Raw genomic sequence first — 16,256 nt, forward strand, 5'->3', positions numbered from 1 at the left:
ATTCCTGGTGCCTGATACCACAGGTGTCAGGTACCACTATCTAAGGCAGCGGCAGCAAGATCCGGAAATCCGTCAGCCCGGGCCGGCTTTCACACTCGATCACCCCCAGGTGCTGTTGCACGAAGGTTTGAGCCAATGTCAGCCCCAGGCCGCTACCGCCATCCCGCCCGGATACCAGCGGATAAAAAATGCGGTCGCGGATCTGGGGTGGAATGCCCGGTCCGTTGTCGATGATATGCAAATCTAATGCCAGGTTATAGCGCACCTTCGCCAGGGTGACTTGCCGCCCGATCCGCGTGCGGAAAATCAGTTCCGCATCGCCTTGCGCAATCCGTTCGGACAGCGCCTGCGCGGCATTGTGCGCAATGTTCAGTACGGTCTGGATCAGTTGTTCCTTGTCGCCCCGGAATTCCGGAATCGAGGCGTCGTAATCGCGGCGGATCGTCAGCCCGGTGGGGAATTCCGCCAGGATCAGGCTGCGCACCCGTTCGCATACTTCATGGATATTCACGTCGCCCACGATGTGCGGGCGGCGGTGCGGCGCCAGCAGGCGGTCCACCAGGGTTTGCAGGCGGTCCGCTTCCTTGATGATGACTTGCGTGTATTCGCGCAATTCGGCCAGGTGCCGCGGCGGCAATTCCATTTCCAGCAATTGCGCGGCGCCGCGCAAGCCGCCCAGTGGATTCTTGATTTCATGGGCCAGGTTGCGGATCAATTCCTTGTTGACCTGGCTTTGGTCGAGGATGCGCTCTTCCCGGTCCAGCTTGAGTTGCTGTACGTTTTCACGCAATTCAATCAGGATCAGGTCATCTTCATCGAGCGCAGCCACGATGGTGTGGACTTGCAGCGGGTCTTTGCCGATCCGCTCCAGGGTCAAGTCTTGCCGCAAATCCGAGTATTTATGTTCACGCGCCTGCGCGATGATGTTGGCCAGTTCATCGGGATTGGAAAACAGCGCGGACAGCTTTTGGCGCGACAGCGCCTTCAGCGAACTTTCCAGCAAGTTTTCCGCTGCCGCATTGGCGTACACAATGTGGCCGCCCAGGTCGAGCAGGATCACACCAGATGCCAGCAGATCCAGGCCGGCATACGACGGCCGGCCGCCGCTGCGGGCGAGATTGGTAATCAGGCTCATTTGCCTTCCTTCCACGTGGAGCGGCATTGGCGCCGCCGCCTTACCGGATATTTGAAATTTCCCGCCTTAAGGCTTCCACATTTTTTTCCGACCGGCTGATGCTGTCTTTCAGGTTGGCGACCCGCTCCTGGTACTTCGCATAATTGCGCTCGTCGCCACGCCGTTCAGGCTCGCCATTGTTGTACTCGCGCTTCATCTCCGCCAGCTTGCCCAGTTCCCCGTTCAATTCCTCTTGCAGGATCTGGCGCCGGTCGGCGTCGCGCGCACGCTGTTCGCTGGTGTCGACGCGGGGAAAGTCCGACGGCGCCGTGGCGGCCTGGGCCGCCGCACGAGGGCGCTGCGCGCTGTCCGAGCGGGCCTTGGGCGCGGCAATTTGCCCGCCCGGCACGTCGAGTGGCCGGCAATGCGGGCCCTTGCGGGTATCCGTCAGCTCCTTATGGCCGGCGGCATCCACGCACAGGAAAATTTGCTGCGCCTGCACACCTTGCAACATCAACATCAGCGTGGCGGCAATGACGGGTCTGGTCCAGTTAGTCATGCCCCGACTATACAACATCCGGTAAAAAAAACGCGAGGAGAGCATGGCTGTCCTCGCGTTGCTGTGGAGCCTGCCCCGTGGCGTACCGGGACAGGCGCCTGGCTCCGTTAAACGGAGTAGTACATGTCGAATTCGACCGGGTGCGTGGTCTGGCGCATGCGGGTTACTTCCGTCATCTTCAGGTCGACGTAGGCATCGATCATCGAATCGGTGAAGACGCCGCCGCGGGTCAGGAACTCACGGTCTTTGTTCAGTGCGTCCAGGGCTTCTTCCAGCGATGCGCAGACGGTTGGGATCAGTGCATCTTCTTCCGGTGGCAGGTGGTACAGGTCTTTCGACGCTGCTTCGCCCGGGTGGATCTTGTTCTGCACGCCGTCCAGGCCGGCCATCATCAGTGCTGCGAAGCACAGGTATGGGTTTGCCAGTGGGTCCGGGAAGCGGGTTTCGATACGGCGGCCTTTTGGATTGGCCACGTGTGGAATACGGATCGATGCGGAACGGTTACGTGCCGAGTAAGCCAGTTTCACTGGTGCTTCGTAGCCTGGAACCAGACGCTTGTACGAGTTGGTGCCTGGGTTGGTGATCGCATTCAGTGCCTTGGCGTGCTTGATGATGCCGCCGATGTAGTACAGCGCGAAGTCGGACAGGCCTGCATAGCCGTCGCCGGCGAACAGGTTTTTGCCGTCTTTCCAGATCGACTGGTGCACGTGCATGCCCGAACCGTTGTCGCCAACGATAGGTTTTGGCATGAAGGTGGCGGTTTTGCCATACGAGTGGGCCACGTTCCAGATCACGTACTTCATGTTCTGGGTCCAGTCGGCGCGCTCGACCAGGGTCGAGAACTTGGTGCCGATTTCATTCTGGCCGGCGCCGGCCACTTCGTGGTGGTGCACTTCGACTGGAATGCCCAGGGATTCCAGGATCAGGCACATTTCCGAACGCATGTCCTGGAACGAATCGACTGGTGGCACTGGGAAGTAGCCGCCTTTGACGGTTGGACGGTGGCCGCTGTTGCCGCCTTCGATATCCTTGTCGGTCGACCACGAAGCTTCGTCGGAATCGATCTTGACCGAGCAACCCGACATGTCGATTTTCCATTTGACGGAGTCGAAGATGAAGAATTCCGGCTCCGGGCCGAAGTAGGCGGTGTCGCCCAGGCCGGAAGCTTTCAGGTAGGCTTCAGCGCGCTTGGCGATGGAGCGTGGGTCACGGTCGTAGCCCTTGCCGTCCGACGGTTCGATCACGTCGCACTGCATGAACAGGGTGGTTTCTTCGAAGAATGGGTCGATACGGGCAGTGTTCGGGTCCGGCAGCAGGATCATGTCCGAAGCTTCGATACCTTTCCAGCCGGCGATCGACGAACCGTCGAAAGCGTGGCCCGATTCGAACTTGTCGATGTCGAAGTGCGACACCGGCACGGTGACGTGCTGTTCTTTACCACGGGTATCGGCAAAGCGGAAATCCACGAATTTAACTTCGTGTTCTTCAACCATTTTCAAGACTTCTGCGGCGGTAATTGCCATGCGTATCTCCTAGTGAAAAAGTGGGTCAGCCCACGCTGGTCAGTAGTGCGTGCGACTTAAAACTCGTAAAACGTATAAGCAGGAAGTGTGCCAGCATAAGCCACAATGTTGACGAACAGACTGCTTTCATTCTGCAAACAACGACTTCCGGAATCGAGCGGCGCGTCAATGCACTACTTTTGCGCATCCTCAACATAGCACCAAAACAGTGCATATTCAAAAATTTGCACAAGCTTGGTGCGAAAAATCATGACAACGGCAAAATGCATCAATCTGGTGCAACATGTCGTGGGCGTGTGTTGAGCAATACTTGCCATGATCTGGCGCAGCCGATTCGCGCACTATAATAAACGCAATATTGTCACCTTCAGTGGGAAAATCGCCATGAGTACTATTGCTATCATTTTGCAACGCGCAAGCCAGCGCGATACTTCCCTGCCCTATGCGGGCGCGGTCACCCCGCAGGAAGCCTTTGAACTGCTGCAAGCGGATTCCCAAGTGAAACTGATCGATGTGCGCACCAACGCGGAGCGCGACTGGGTCGGCCGTGTGGCCTTGCCGGAAGGGCAGCATGGCGCGGTCCAGTGGAGCACCTATCCGGGCGGCGTACCGAATCCGGAATTCGTGGCGCAGCTCAATGCCGTTGCGGCGAAAGACCAGGTGTTGCTGTTCCTGTGCCGCTCCGGCGTGCGCTCGCGCCACTCGGCCAAGCTGGCGACGGAAGCCGGCTACACGCGGTGCTATGACATCCTGGAAGGATTCGAGGGCGACAAGGATGGCGCGGGCCACCGCAAGACGGTGGGCGGCTGGTGCAAGGCGGGGCTGCCCTGGGTCGGCGCTTAATCCATCAAAAACAAACCCCGGCTTGCCGGGGTTTGTTTTTTGCTTCCTGTAATTACAACGTGTAATTCAGGCGCGCATACACATACCGCCCCGACCGTCCGAATGGCGAATAGTTCGAGAACGGCGCATTGCCGGTGGTGTTCAAGGTGGCAGGGAACGGGTCCGGGTATTTGTCGAACACGTTATCCGCGCCCACCGCCAGCGACAGCTTCTTGGTGAACGCATAGCGGCCTTCCAGGTCCACCAGCGTTTTCGCGCTGAGCCAGAAGTCCAGCGCCGCCGTGGTGCCGGGCGCGAGGATCTTGCCATAGCGGGTGGCGCGCGCGGTCAAGCCGAACGGGCCATGGCTCCACGTGCTGCTGGCAATGAACTTGGTCTTCGGCGTGCCATCGGTGAAGGTCAGCACGTTGATGCGGTCAAACAGCACCGGCGCCGGCGACAGGGCCGCCAGCTGTGCCGTGGTCGGCACCTTGTCGACGTCGGTCTTGGTGTAATTGGCCGCCAGGGTGAAATCAAGCTTGCCATAACCGCCGGTATTGACCGGCCAGCTGCTGACCACATCGACACCCTGGGTGGTGGTATCGACACCGTTGATGAAGAAGCGGCCGCCGCCGACACCGATGAATCCCTGTTTGGTCAGGTAATCGCGCACATTAGTGGCCGTCAGGTTTTCCGACAGCACGATGCGGTCCTTGATCTTGATGTGGAAGGCATCCACGGTGATGGTGCCCTTGCCCGCCTTGATCACGGAACCGAGCGAGAAGTTCACCGACTTTTCCGCATCCAGCGGTTTCGCGCCCAGGGCAATGGCGGCCGGTGCGCTCGGCTTGAAAGTCGTGATTTCAAACGGCACGCCGTTGATGAAGTTGGTCGAAGTGGTGGTGAAGTTTTGCTGTTGCAGCGATGGCGCGCGGAAGCCGTTTTGCACCGAACCGCGCAGCGCGAATTCCGGCGCAAAGTCATAGCGGCCGGCCAGCTTGCCGGACAGGCTGTTGCCAAAGTCCGAGTAGTGTTCACCGCGCACCGCCGCCGAGACCAGGAAGTTTTTCGCGAGGTTCGCTTCCAGGTCGACATAAGCGGACACCGCGGTGCGGTGCGTCTTCGACGCATCGGCCGGACGGAAGCCCGGGAACACTTGCGCACCCGGCGCGGCCGGCGTGCCATTGGCCAGCACCTGGCCGCCATAGCGCCACGAATCCGGTTCACCGGCAAACAGGTTATAGCCTTCGCGGCGCGCTTCCGCACCGACCGCCACGTTCAGCGGCGACGCCAGGCCGGCCTCGACACTGCGCACGGCCGACAAGTTGGCCACCAGCTGGTCATACCAGTAACCACCCGCGTCGAAGACCGTCTTGCTGGTCGGGCCGATGGAACGGTTCAAGGTATTCTTGATGGTGTATTCCATGCGGTTCTTGCCGTAGCCCAGCGACGCATCGAAGTCCCATTCACCCACTGTCCAGGTGACGCCGCCGGTGGCGGCAAAGTCGGACACGTCCGGCGCGATCAGCGGCAGGAAGCCGTCCGGATAAATCGAAATGATGTTCTGGTCTTGCAGCGCGCGGCGGAAGAAGCCGGCCGAGGTGGCGTCGCGCTGCTGGTAGCTGGTCCAGCCATACAGTTTTGCGCCACCCGACAATGGAATGCCGGCATTGACGAACACCGTCGATTGCTGCAATTCCGGTTCGCCATACCAGGCGTTGAAACGGTTGATGGTTTTTTCGCGCGGATCGAAGGCGCCCGCCACCAGCGGGTATTGCTGGCGGATGTCGTAGCCGCTGCGCTCCGTGTGGTCCTGGTCCTTGTATTCCGCGGCAATCACGAGGTAGCCGCCCTCGCCCAGCTCCAGGCCTTTCCAGCCGCTGATGGTGGCCGTGCCGCCGTCATTGCGCTTGCGCGACGTTTTCGCGTCCCAGGTGGCGCCCGTGGGCAGCGCACCGGCGATGAAGTCGTAATCGGTGCGGCGTTCGCCATAGCTGGCCGTGATTTCGCCGCCGGTCTTATCGGTGCGCAGGCGCAGGTTGACCACGCCGGCAATCGCATCGGAACCGTATTGCGCGGACGCGCCATCGCGCAGCACTTCGATGCTTTTGATGATCGCACTCGGGATCGTGTTCAAATCCACGGACGACGAACCGCGGCCAATGGTCTGGTTGGTGTTGACCAGCGACGAACTGTGGCGGCGCTTGGAATTGACCATGACCAGCGACTGGTCCGGCGCCAGGCCGCGCAGCGAGGCCGGGCGCACGGTATCGGTGCCGTCCGACAGGCCGGGGCGGGGGAAGTTCATCGAGGGCAGCGACACCGACAGCGCTTGCGATACTTCAGACACACCGGTGTTTTTCAGCGTCTCGGCGCTGATGATGTCGATCGGCGCGGCGGTATCGGTGGCGGTGCGGTTGGCAACCCGGGTACCCGTCACGACCACGGTGGTGGTGTCTTCGCTGGATTGCTGGGCCTGGACGGCGGTGACGCTGGCGGCGCCGGTGACGAACACTGCGGCAATGGCCAATGCCATGCTGCGCTTGTGGGGAATAGCGTTTCTCTGCATTACTACCTCGTTTTATGTGGCTGCAATAGTGAAAGAACGTCCGCTTCTCTGCGTAAGCGTTTAACAATATTGCGAGGTCGCAAATGCCAAGTCAAAGTAAATTCTGTCATAAGCATCGATATACAACGCTTATCGATGAGAAATACGTATTAATACTTACCCTATCAGCCCGCCCCCGATCCGCTGCCGCACCAGGTTGATGTGGCTACGCAAGCCATACAATTCATCGGCAAACGCCAGCGGTATCGACACCTGATTGACCTTGTCTTCGATGTCGCTCAGGTGCGCCAATTGTTCCGCGTGCACGGCATCGCGCTGCTCCGGCGGCGCGGCGGCCAGCGCCTGCTCGACCGCGCGCAGCTGGCCATACCAGCGGAACACGCGGGAGCGGATGCGCCACACGTAGAGCGGCGGCACCACTTTCGACAGGGGCAAAATCAGTGCGCCCAGCGCCACCACCAGCACCCACATGCGGTCAAAGAAATTCGCCAGCCAGAAGCTCATGTAGCGCTGCAACAGCGGCGGGCCATCCTTGTAAAAGCGGGCCGCCTCGTGCGCCACCGGGATTTCCGTATAGCGCGGCGACGGAAACTGGCCCTGCTGCTGGAACCAGCCCGCGCCGCCATGGGTTTGCGCGGCGGCCTGCACCAGCAAATCCACCAGCGCCGGGTGCAAGTCATCGCGCGCCACCAGGGTGGCCGTGGGGGCGATCAGGTGCACGTCATGCGCCGGCAAATCGCGTCCCAGGTCGACAATGCCGCGCGGCAGCACCACGTGGCTGAGGAAGGGCAGACGGCGCGTATAGGCTTCGGCCTGGGTAAAGTCGAACAACCGGATGCCCGGCGTGATCAACAGCATTTGCACCAGCGGCGCGTCGGGCGCGGAACTGAAGACCAGGCCATCGATGCGCCCTTCCAGCAATTCCACCGTGGCCGGAGTGTTTTCCAGCGCGCTGGACGTGATGTCTTCCGGCGCGACGCCATTGGCATCGAGCACTTGCCGGAACAGGCGCGGCACGCCGCTGCCTTCCGGCCCCAAATTCAGCTTCAAGCCCTTCAACTGTTTCAGTTCACTGGCTTTGACGCTGTCGCGCAAGAACAGCCAGACTGGTTCCGTGAACAGGCTGCCGACCGAGACCAGGCCGCGCCGTTCCGCGTCATCCTGGCTGGTGGAGCCGCTTTGCACAAAGGCGATATCGACTTTGCCGCCATTGAGCCGCTGCAAGTTGTCCAGCGAGCCTTGCGACGGCTGCAGCTGGACCTTGATGCCATGCTTGAGCAGCGCTTCCGCATATTTTTTGCCAAATACTTCATAGGCGCTGTTTTCCTGGCCGGTGGCCAAGGTCACGACCCGCGGCGGCATCGGATCGACCAGCCAGTACGCCAACAGGCAGACCGCGGCGATCGCCAGGGTGGCGGGAGCGGCCGTGACGAGCAGGTCACGCAGGGAAAAACGGGTGAAGGCAAGGATTTTGCTCATGTGGTGGCGCATGGGTTTCATGGCCACCACGATGCCAAACTATGGCAAAAGATGCAAGGAGACTGGCGCATGGCGCCGGCATGGCGGCTTCCGCTTTGCGGAAACCGCCCTACGGGTTTTCAGCCGCAAGACTTAACCACCACAGGCGGCCAAGGGGGCTTTCGGGATCGCGGCCTGCTTGGCCGGGTTGTGCGACACCGCGATCACGTTCCCTTTCGGCGTCGCATCCGGTTCAATCAGCGGCATCAGGCTGGGCGCCAGCGCCGTCAGCAATTGCACCGGCAGCGCGCTGGTGAAATCGTAATTCTTCGATTCCGGGCCATGTACGTAAGCCGTCATACTGCCGAAGAAACGCTCGCCGATGTTGAACACGAAGGTGGCGGAGCGGTTGACGAAGCGCGATTCAATCACACGGCCACCGGCGGCATATACTTCAAAGCGCTGGTCCCCGGTACCGGTCTTGCCGCCAACCGGAATCACCGCGCCATCGGATTTCACGAAGGCCTGGCGCACCCGCTTGGCGGTACCGTCCGACACCACTTCCCGGATCGCGGCCGCCACCGCGTGCGCGACTTCGGGCGCCAGCACTTGTTCCTTGGTGGTGGTGCCACCGCGCTTGACCAGGGTTTCGTAGGGCGTACCGGAAGCGAAGTGCAGCGACGAAATGCGCTGCGTCGGCTGGCGCACGCCATCGTTGATAATAATGCCCATCATTTCCGCCAGGGCGGCAGGCCGGTCGGCCGACGCGCCCAGGGTGGTCGCGTACGACGGCACCAGCGACTCAAACGGATAGCCCATCTTTTTCCACTGGCGGTGGATCGCCATGAAGCTTTCCATTTCCACCAGGCCGGCAATCCGCTTGTCTTGCGCATGCTTGCGGTGGGTCTTGAACAGCCACTGGTACACTTCCTGCCGTTCTTTCTCGCTGGCCGCCACCACTTGCGCCAGCGGCGCCCCTTCGTTGGCGCGCATATACGCCACCATCCACAGTTCCAGCGGATGCACCGTGGCCAGGTAGCCGCGGTCCGCCAGCGACCATTTATCCATCGCGTACTGGTCGTACATTTTCGCCACACGTTCGTCCGGCACTTCGTTTTGCGACGGCAGATTGTCTTTCAGGAAGGCGGAAAACTCGGCCAACGTGGCCTTCGGGTAGACCGTGCGGTGGATATTGGCCAGCCGCACCGGGGTCGGGCGGATCGAGGCGACCAGCACCTTGTCCAGTTCCGCCGCCGGTTTGCCTTTGTACTTGGCCCAGAAGCGGTACATGAATTCCTTGCCCTCCTTGTCCGCAAAGCGCGCCAGGTAGGCGGCGCGGCGCGGATCGTCGGCATCCTGCAGCAGCGACGCGGACGAACCCGGCGCCTGGAACATGTAGTACTTGACGATATCGCGCATCAAACGCACGAACACCAGGTTGGTCGAGCGGCGCAGCGCTTCGCGCACCGGCATGATGCGGCTGTCGTCATCCTTGGAGAAGTTGCCAAAGGTGTGCACGCCGCCGCCCGTGAAGAACGCTTCGCCGGGATTGCCAGAGTACTTGCGGTCCAGCGCCCCCTGCAGCATGGCTTCCAGGCTCATGTCGGCAGGCTTGGCCAGGAAGTATTCGACACCCCACTGGCTCAATTTATCCTGCGGCGCCACGATGGTTTTCTTCAATTCTTCCGGGCTCAACGGCGACAGGCGCTTGTGCAGCTGGTCGACGATGTCCAGGTACGTCACCAGGGTGCGCAGCTTGGCGGTGGAACCGAGGTCCAGCTTGGCGCCTTCGTTGATGTCCAGCGGCTGGTCATAGTTGTCGGTTTGCAGGCGCAGGTAATTCACGTCCTTGCCCTTTTCCAGCAAGGTGAAGCTGTACACCACGTTGGCCGGATCGCCGTTGCCCAGCATGCCCTTGCCGGTCAGGCCCGCCTTTTGCGCGGTTTCCGGGTTGCGCAAATCCTGCAGCACTTGCGTCACCACGCGCTGCGCCTGCGAATCGAGCGTGCTGACCACGTTCAGGTCGAGCCGGTCCAGGTTATACATGCGGTTGTCGCCCAGCAAGTTGGCCAGGTGGTTGCGCACGGAATTCGATGCCTTGCGCTCGACAAACGACATCGGCGCGGCAGCGGCCAGGCCATTGCCGGCGGCTGGATGCAGGCGCTCGGCCAGCGCCGCGTCGCGCAATTGCGGCGTGATGATGCCGGCCTGGGCCAGCACGCGCAAATGGCTGTTGGCCAGGGTTTCCAGGTCGGCGTCGCCATCGCCCAGGTAATAGCTGGGGCGGCGCTGCGCGATCAGCAGCGACAACGCTTCCTTGAAGGCCCGCGCACTGCCCGGCTGGTCCATCTTGCCGGACAGCAGGCGGTTGATTTCATTGAAATCGCGGCCATACCATACCCACATGCCATCGCCGATGCCATTGACTTCGCCATAGCCCGGCTTGGCCGACAATGGCACGGTATTGAGGTAATCGACCACGATCTGGCGCCGCACCTCGGTGGTGTCTTCACCGGACTGGTAGGCACGCAGCGAGGCGGAAATCATTTGCTGCAGCTTGTCTTTCATCGAACCGGTCCGCCCTTCCGGCGAATGGCGGTATTTCTCGATCTGCGTGGCCAGGGTGCTGCCGCCGGCCGCACGGCCGCCGCCCGCCACCGAGTTCACGGTTTTTTCCAGCACGGCCTTGGACAAGCGGTCCCACTCCACCGCCGGATTGCGCTTCGGATAGGTGTTATCGAGCAACTCGCGGTTTTCAATGAACAGCAGGCTTTGCACCAGCGCGGTCGGGGTTTGCTTGAAATTATCGTACGTCCGTTCGGGATATGTGGCGGAGAACAGGGTCTGGGCGCGGCAATCGGCGATATTCAGGCCGGTGCGGGTTTTTTCGCGGTAGGTGGTGAACAGGCCCATGTCGGACAGTTCCACCATCTTGGGCGAGAAGCGCGCCTGCGCCGCGACTTCGTAGTCGCGCGCTTTCAGCTTGGTCAGGTAATCCGGCATGTTGGCATAGCCCAGGCGCTCATCGTAAGGGCTGTCGTGCGGGAAACGGATCGCCTTGCTGGGGCCGGGTTCGACCTTGTAGTGGACCTTGGCCATCAGCTCGGAAAAGAACCTGGCCTGCATGGAAGACGTGCGTACTTCGTGCACGCCCCACCACACCAGCACCGACAGCAACACCAGCAGCGCCAGGATCAGGGAGTTGCGCGTGCGCCGGCGGCGCGGCGCGGGCGGCTCGGGGGCGGCCGGTTGCGCGTGCAGCAGCACGGCGGTCTGCGGTTTGACCACGCGCAGCCGGGGCCGGCGCTTGATGCCAAATGCCGCGGCGCCAGTGTCCCGGATATTGCGCAGGGTACGCACGGCCCGCACCATCAGGCGGGGTTTGCGGAAACGTCGATTGCTTAACATATTGCTCAAACCATCGTGAATCAGGGCGACTCGCCTGAGTTACATTGCACCACATCGGCACCCTGTGCACGGGTCGCGGGGCCGAAATATTGATGTGGCTGCAGAGTTTTTTCGCAAAAAAACAACGCTGTCTCAAAACCCCTGCGATCTTGCCGTCATCCTGCTGTCATAAGGCGCGCTTGGGCGCACGCCCTGCCCGCAGGCCTTGCTGAATTCGACAGCAATCCGGCACGGGGTGGCGCACCGTTGAGAGGGTTGTCGGTCAGGCGGGACGGTATTCCGCCGCCAGCCGGTCCAGCTGCGCGCGCATTTCCGCAAAGGCCAGCGCCGCCTGCCCCGGTTCGCCTTTGACGCCCAGTTCGATATGGCGCCGCGTATGGGCGTCGCCCACGCTGGGCAGGCTGAAGACTTTAATCAGGGGGAATTGCGTTTCCAGCGCTTCCATCAGCGGCGTCAACGCCGATTCGGCCTGTTCAAAGACCAGCAGCGCGTGCTCGGCGCGCGGTTCGCGGTTGAACAAGTCGGCATAGCAAGTGTCCAGCACCCATTCGATCATGGGCCACGCCATCACCGGGAAGCCCGGCACGAAATAATGGGTTCCCAGCGAAAAGCCGGCAATGCTGTTGTACGGATTCGGGATCAGCGCGGCGCCCTGCGCGAATTCCGCCATGTGCAGGCGGTGCAGGTTTTCCGGCGAGTTCAAATCAGCCTGGTGGCCCGCTTCGCTCGCCAGCTGCACGATGCGCTGCTGGATCAGGCGTTTGCCTTCTTCGTGCAACACCAGCGGCACGCCCAGCGCATCGGCGGCGGCCTGGCGCGTGTGGTCGTCCGGCGTGGCGCCGATGCCGCCACAGCAAAACACGATATCGCCGCCGGCCATGGTGCGCTTCAGGGTGGCGGTAATACGGACGCGGTCGTCGCCAAGGAATTCCGCCCAGCCCAGCTGCAAACCGCGCGCCGCCAGCATTTGCACCACTTTGGGGAAATGCTGGTCGGCCCGTTTGCCGGACAGGATTTCATCGCCAATGATCAATAACCCGATTGCCATGCCGTACTCCTAAGCTGCGCGCTGCTTCGCCAGCGCTTCCAGGCAATAGTACTGGAACCACAGGCCCGTGAAGAGAAAGATCAGCACATACAGCCAGATGGAAATCGCCGCCAGGAACGGGAAAAACACGATGCTGATGGCGGCGCCGACCAGCCACACAATGCCGGGAATCGCGCCGGCGGCGCCGGACACGACGCCGATCGCGACCAGGCCCCAGCGGTGGTCGCGCCGCAGCTGCTGCAATTCTTCCGGGCTGGCATAGTCGGCCAGCGCGTCATACGCCATGACGCGCGCCGTCAGCCAGCCCCACAGCAGCACGTGCAGCGCCAGCGCGGCGGGCGGGAACGCATACAGCGGCAGGGTCAGCAGCCAGATCACCGCAAAAATGCAAAAACCGCCCAGCGCCATGGCGACGCTGCCGGCCAGGGTGCCGCCCTTTTTCATTTCCAGCTTCGGATAATGTTCACCGCCCACGTGGCGCACGATGGCCGGCATCGCGGCCACGCCGATGAAAATCATGGCGGTGAGGATCATCAGCGGCACCAGCGCCAGGATCATCACCAGCGGCACGATGATGTTTTTCACGGCGGCCAGGCCCAGGCTGGCCAGCCAGCTGCTGCTGTAGCGGTACAGTTCATGTTCAAAAAACTCGCCCTGCACATAATTGAAGGCCGGGTCCCAGCTGAAATACAGGATCACGGCCCACAGCACCAGCGACAGCACGGTGGGCGCCACCGACAGCAGCAGCATCCTGCCGCGCACTTGCGAACGCAGCGCGCGTCCATATGCGTTCAATACAGCTTTCATGGTTACGTTGGTGTCTTTCCGAAAAATTCAATCATGCGCTTGAAGCCCAGCCACTGCTGGCGCCAGAAGCCCTTGCCGTAATCGCGCCCCGGCATCACCGTGCCATCCGGCGCGGTGTGCGGCAACTGGTCGCGCACGCCGGTGCGGGCAAAATCCTGCGCAAAGTTGGCGGTGCCAAACAGGATGTCCCAGACCGGGAACAGGACGGCGAAGTTACAGCCGCCCAGGGTGCCTTTGCCATGCGATTCATGGCCGACACCGATCGCGTGGTGGGTGCGGTGGAAACGCGGCGACACCAGCAAGCGCTCGCCGATCTTGCCGAAATGGATGCGCACATTCGCATGCTGCAGGCTTTGCACCATGCGCGACGCCGACACCAGCAGCACATACTGGGCGGGCGGCACGCCGATGGCGATCGCCACCAGGCCCATGACGGTGTCGCGCAACAGGTCATCGAGCACGTGGTTGCGGTCATCGCTCCACAAATTCATGTTTTGCTGGCTGTGGTGCAGACTGTGCAGGCCCCACCACCAGTTGAAGTGGTGCGACGCCCGGTGGTACCAGTAATCGACGAAGTCCAGGATCAGCAGATACAGGGCGAAACTGGCCAGCGGCGAAATGTCGGGGAACATGGTTTCCAGGCTGACCGGTTGCACATCTTCCAGCCGCAGCCAGCCCATCAGCGCATCGAGCAACGGATCCAGCGTAAAGAAGATCAAGACCGGAAACACGCCGATGCGCTGCAGCACCGTATAAATAAAGTCGTTCCAGCGCGCCCGCTTGTCCGTGAAGGCGTGCACGGGGATCAGCGCTTCCAGCGGGCGCAGCACGATAAACAGCACCACCAGTTCGCACAGGCCGATCAGCAGCCACTCGGTGCCTTCAAAGGCTTCCTCGGTGATGTCGCCCCAGCCCAGGTGGAACAGCAGCGGCTGCACCGCGGCCTCGAACAGCCAGCCCTGCGCCGTTCCCAGCCAGTCGATAAACAGTTGCATCATTTTTTGTAATCCGGATGGTCACGCAGGGTGCCGAAGCAAAAACCCTTTTGCTTCAAGCCCGTGATCAAAGGGTCCAGGTTGGCGGGCGCCCACGGATCCTTGCGCGACCAGATGCCCATATGGGCCATGAAGATATCGCCGCCGCGCAAGCCGCGCAGCGCCCTGTCCAGCAACACGGCATTGGGCCAGGCCTCGCTCGACGTTTCATCGCCGGAAAAGCCGGCCGGCGCCCAGCCCGCGTGCGCATAGCCGCAAGTCTTGCCGGCAGCCAGCGTATTGGCCGAAGTCTTGCCGCCCGGGGCGCGCCAGATCGGGTCCAGGTGGCGCCCCGTCAATTGGACAAAACGGGTGTCGACCCGGCGGATTTCATCGCAATACTGTTGCGCGCTCCAGTCCTGCACCTTGCCGGCCTGGGCGCCGAATTGCGGTTTGACGCGCATATTCCCGCGTGGCAAATCCTTGATCCAGTACACGTGATCGAAGGTATGGGAGCCGAATGCATGGCCTTCGGCCACGCGCGCCTTCCAGTAGGGCGCCCAGGCGGGGTCGAGCGAATAATCGCCGCGCACGGTTTTTTCGCTGGCCAGGAAGAACGTGGCCTTGACGTGATGCTGATTGAGGACACTGGCAATCAGGTCGGCTTGCGACTGGCTGCCGGTATCGAACGTGAGGTAGATGGTGCCTTTGCAGGCAGCCTCCGCAGCTGAAGCGCTGCCGGAAGCGCCGGCAACGGAACCAGCAACGGCGCCGGTCGCCGCCATCAGCAGGAAAGCGGCGGCGCCGCTGCAGACACTCCGGCCGCGCACGGGCCACCTCACATGCGTGGCGCCGCGTTGGCGAAGAACACGCCGTGCGGCGAACGGCCGACCGGGATCAGCTTGACGACCTTGCGGCTGGCCAGGTCGATCACGGCAACCTTCTTGATCCAGCGCAGGGTGACCCACATGGTCTTGCCATCGTCGGTGATTTCCATGCAATCCGGGCCACCCGGCACATTGATGGTGCCGACGTTTTCCAGGGTTTTCTGGTCGATGATGTTGATCGTGTTCGACACCCGGTTCGACACGTACGTATAACGGTTGTCGCCCTGCGCGCGGAAGTTGTGGGTGCCGTCGCCGGCCTTGATGCGCTTGACGGTCTTCTGCGTGCGCCAGTCGATCACTTCGACATAATCGCTGCCCATGATGCCGACCAGCAGGTATTTATCGTCGGGCGTCATGGTGATGCCGGCCGGCAGCTTGCCAACCGGGATGGTCCACTTGATTTGCTGGGTCTTCAAGTCCACGCCGCTGATCTGGTCGCTGCCCTGCTGGGTAATGAAGGCCATCGTGCTTTTCGCATCAAACGCGATATGGCTCGGCAGCTTGGGCATGGGAATGCGCTTGGACAAGGTGACATTGGCGCCATCGAATTTGTAGATATCGATGCGGTCCAGCCGCAACGAGGTGGCGACAAACCATTTCTGGTCCGGCGAAAAGCCGATCTGGTAGGGATCGAGCACGTCCTTGATGCGGCGCTGGACCTGGCCCGATTTCGGATCCAGGAAAATCAGTTCATTCCCGACCGCACTGGCCACGATCAGCGACTTGTTGTCCGGCGTCGGCATCAAGTGGTGCGGTTCCTTGCCGACCGCAAAGGTCTGCAAGCTCTTATAGGTGGTCTGGTCCAGCAGCTGGACAGTGGCGTCGCGGGAATTGAGGACCACCACGACATTGGCCTGGGCGCTGACAGCGGCAACCAGGCATACGGTGGATAAAGCGATACGGCGAAGACTGCGGAACATGACGGGAATCGCGCTGACAAGCGCGGGTAAAAGCAAAACCCTATTTTAAGTGCAAACCGTACTGGAGAATGGCCAATTGCCGACATAAATGGTGGGGCATGCGGCGGAATATCCTTAAAAATGACTTAGATCAGGGCCTTCATGGCCGAACCGTGGCAGATAAGCCG

General features: G+C 61.5%; 12 protein-coding genes. 1 reads left to right on the top strand and 11 read right to left on the bottom strand.

The genetic code is table 11. The features are described 5' to 3' along the window. Positions 1-40 precede the first annotated feature (40 nt). From glnL to glnA, 3 genes are all read right to left on the bottom strand, one after another. Positions 41-1,135, bottom strand: coding sequence for a nitrogen regulation protein NR(II) (gene glnL / locus AC1RRC_RS10030; protein ID WP_493055309.1), 1,095 nt, complete (start codon positions 1,133-1,135; stop codon positions 41-43). Between the two features lie 40 nt (positions 1,136-1,175). Beyond that, positions 1,176-1,673: a DUF4124 domain-containing protein gene (locus AC1RRC_RS10035; protein ID WP_493055310.1), complete on the bottom strand. Its 498-nt coding sequence runs from the start codon at positions 1,671-1,673 to the stop codon at positions 1,176-1,178. A 107-nt stretch (positions 1,674-1,780) separates the two neighbouring features. Next, the gene (glnA, locus tag AC1RRC_RS10040) at positions 1,781-3,196 is read right to left on the bottom strand and encodes a type I glutamate--ammonia ligase (protein ID WP_493055311.1); all 1,416 of its coding nucleotides are present in this window, start codon (positions 3,194-3,196) and stop codon (positions 1,781-1,783) included. 384 nt (positions 3,197-3,580) lie between these two features. On the opposite strand from glnA, the gene AC1RRC_RS10045 reads away from it, so the two are divergent. Then, a complete protein-coding gene (locus AC1RRC_RS10045) occupies positions 3,581-4,039 on the top strand; it encodes a rhodanese-like domain-containing protein (protein WP_493055312.1) in 459 nt (152 codons plus the stop codon). A 52-nt stretch (positions 4,040-4,091) separates the two neighbouring features. Here AC1RRC_RS10045 and AC1RRC_RS10050 read toward each other — a convergent pair whose 3' ends face one another. From AC1RRC_RS10050 to AC1RRC_RS10085, 8 genes are all read right to left on the bottom strand, one after another. After that, entirely contained in the window at positions 4,092-6,587 is a 2,496-nt protein-coding gene (locus AC1RRC_RS10050; protein ID WP_493055313.1) for a TonB-dependent receptor plug domain-containing protein, read from the bottom strand. 156 nt (positions 6,588-6,743) lie between these two features. Beyond that, the gene (locus AC1RRC_RS10055) at positions 6,744-8,066 is read right to left on the bottom strand and encodes a TAXI family TRAP transporter solute-binding subunit (RefSeq protein WP_493055314.1); all 1,323 of its coding nucleotides are present in this window, start codon (positions 8,064-8,066) and stop codon (positions 6,744-6,746) included. Positions 8,067-8,198: 132 nt separating this feature from the next. Next, positions 8,199-11,453: a transglycosylase domain-containing protein gene (locus tag AC1RRC_RS10060; RefSeq protein ID WP_493055315.1), complete on the bottom strand. Its 3,255-nt coding sequence runs from the start codon at positions 11,451-11,453 to the stop codon at positions 8,199-8,201. A 262-nt stretch (positions 11,454-11,715) separates the two neighbouring features. After that, the gene (locus tag AC1RRC_RS10065) at positions 11,716-12,501 is read right to left on the bottom strand and encodes a competence/damage-inducible protein A (RefSeq protein WP_493055316.1); all 786 of its coding nucleotides are present in this window, start codon (positions 12,499-12,501) and stop codon (positions 11,716-11,718) included. 9 nt (positions 12,502-12,510) lie between these two features. Next, complete coding sequence (locus AC1RRC_RS10070) at positions 12,511-13,308, bottom strand: EI24 domain-containing protein (RefSeq protein ID WP_493055317.1); 798 nt, start codon at positions 13,306-13,308, stop codon at positions 12,511-12,513. A 2-nt stretch (positions 13,309-13,310) separates the two neighbouring features. Continuing rightward, on the bottom strand, positions 13,311-14,306 hold the full coding sequence (locus tag AC1RRC_RS10075) for a sterol desaturase family protein (protein ID WP_493055318.1): 996 nt from the start codon (positions 14,304-14,306) through the stop codon (positions 13,311-13,313). Then, positions 14,303-15,067 carry a polysaccharide deacetylase family protein gene (locus AC1RRC_RS10080; protein ID WP_493055515.1) on the bottom strand — a complete coding sequence of 255 codons (765 nt, stop codon included), beginning with the start codon at positions 15,065-15,067 and terminating at the stop codon, positions 14,303-14,305. Before AC1RRC_RS10080 ends, AC1RRC_RS10075 begins: the two co-directional genes overlap by 4 nt. Before the next feature lie 53 nt (positions 15,068-15,120). Further along, positions 15,121-16,089 (bottom strand): YVTN family beta-propeller repeat protein, encoded by a 969-nt coding sequence (locus AC1RRC_RS10085; RefSeq protein WP_493055319.1) that lies wholly within the window; start codon positions 16,087-16,089, stop codon positions 15,121-15,123. Between the last annotated feature and the right edge of the window lie 167 nt (positions 16,090-16,256).

The organism is Pseudoduganella sp. GW821-FHT12E03, from assembly GCF_058807115.1.

Bases quoted from the DNA above. Each gene is read 5' to 3' on its own strand.
- AC1RRC_RS10045 (WP_493055312.1), top strand. From the start codon at position 3,581: ATGAGTACTATTGCTATCATTTTGCAACGCGCAAGCCAGCGCGATACT.
- AC1RRC_RS10055 (WP_493055314.1), bottom strand. From the start codon at position 8,066: ATGAGCAAAATCCTTGCCTTCACCCGTTTTTCCCTGCGTGACCTGCTC.
- AC1RRC_RS10085 (WP_493055319.1), bottom strand. From the start codon at position 16,089: ATGTTCCGCAGTCTTCGCCGTATCGCTTTATCCACCGTATGCCTGGTT.
- AC1RRC_RS10060 (WP_493055315.1), bottom strand. From the start codon at position 11,453: ATGTTAAGCAATCGACGTTTCCGCAAACCCCGCCTGATGGTGCGGGCC.
- AC1RRC_RS10075 (WP_493055318.1), bottom strand. From the start codon at position 14,306: ATGATGCAACTGTTTATCGACTGGCTGGGAACGGCGCAGGGCTGGCTG.
- AC1RRC_RS10050 (WP_493055313.1), bottom strand. From the start codon at position 6,587: ATGCAGAGAAACGCTATTCCCCACAAGCGCAGCATGGCATTGGCCATT.
- AC1RRC_RS10080 (WP_493055515.1), bottom strand. From the start codon at position 15,067: ATGGCGGCGACCGGCGCCGTTGCTGGTTCCGTTGCCGGCGCTTCCGGC.
- AC1RRC_RS10035 (WP_493055310.1), bottom strand. From the start codon at position 1,673: ATGACTAACTGGACCAGACCCGTCATTGCCGCCACGCTGATGTTGATG.
- glnA (WP_493055311.1), bottom strand. From the start codon at position 3,196: ATGGCAATTACCGCCGCAGAAGTCTTGAAAATGGTTGAAGAACACGAA.
- AC1RRC_RS10065 (WP_493055316.1), bottom strand. From the start codon at position 12,501: ATGGCAATCGGGTTATTGATCATTGGCGATGAAATCCTGTCCGGCAAA.
- AC1RRC_RS10070 (WP_493055317.1), bottom strand. From the start codon at position 13,308: ATGAAAGCTGTATTGAACGCATATGGACGCGCGCTGCGTTCGCAAGTG.
- glnL (WP_493055309.1), bottom strand. From the start codon at position 1,135: ATGAGCCTGATTACCAATCTCGCCCGCAGCGGCGGCCGGCCGTCGTAT.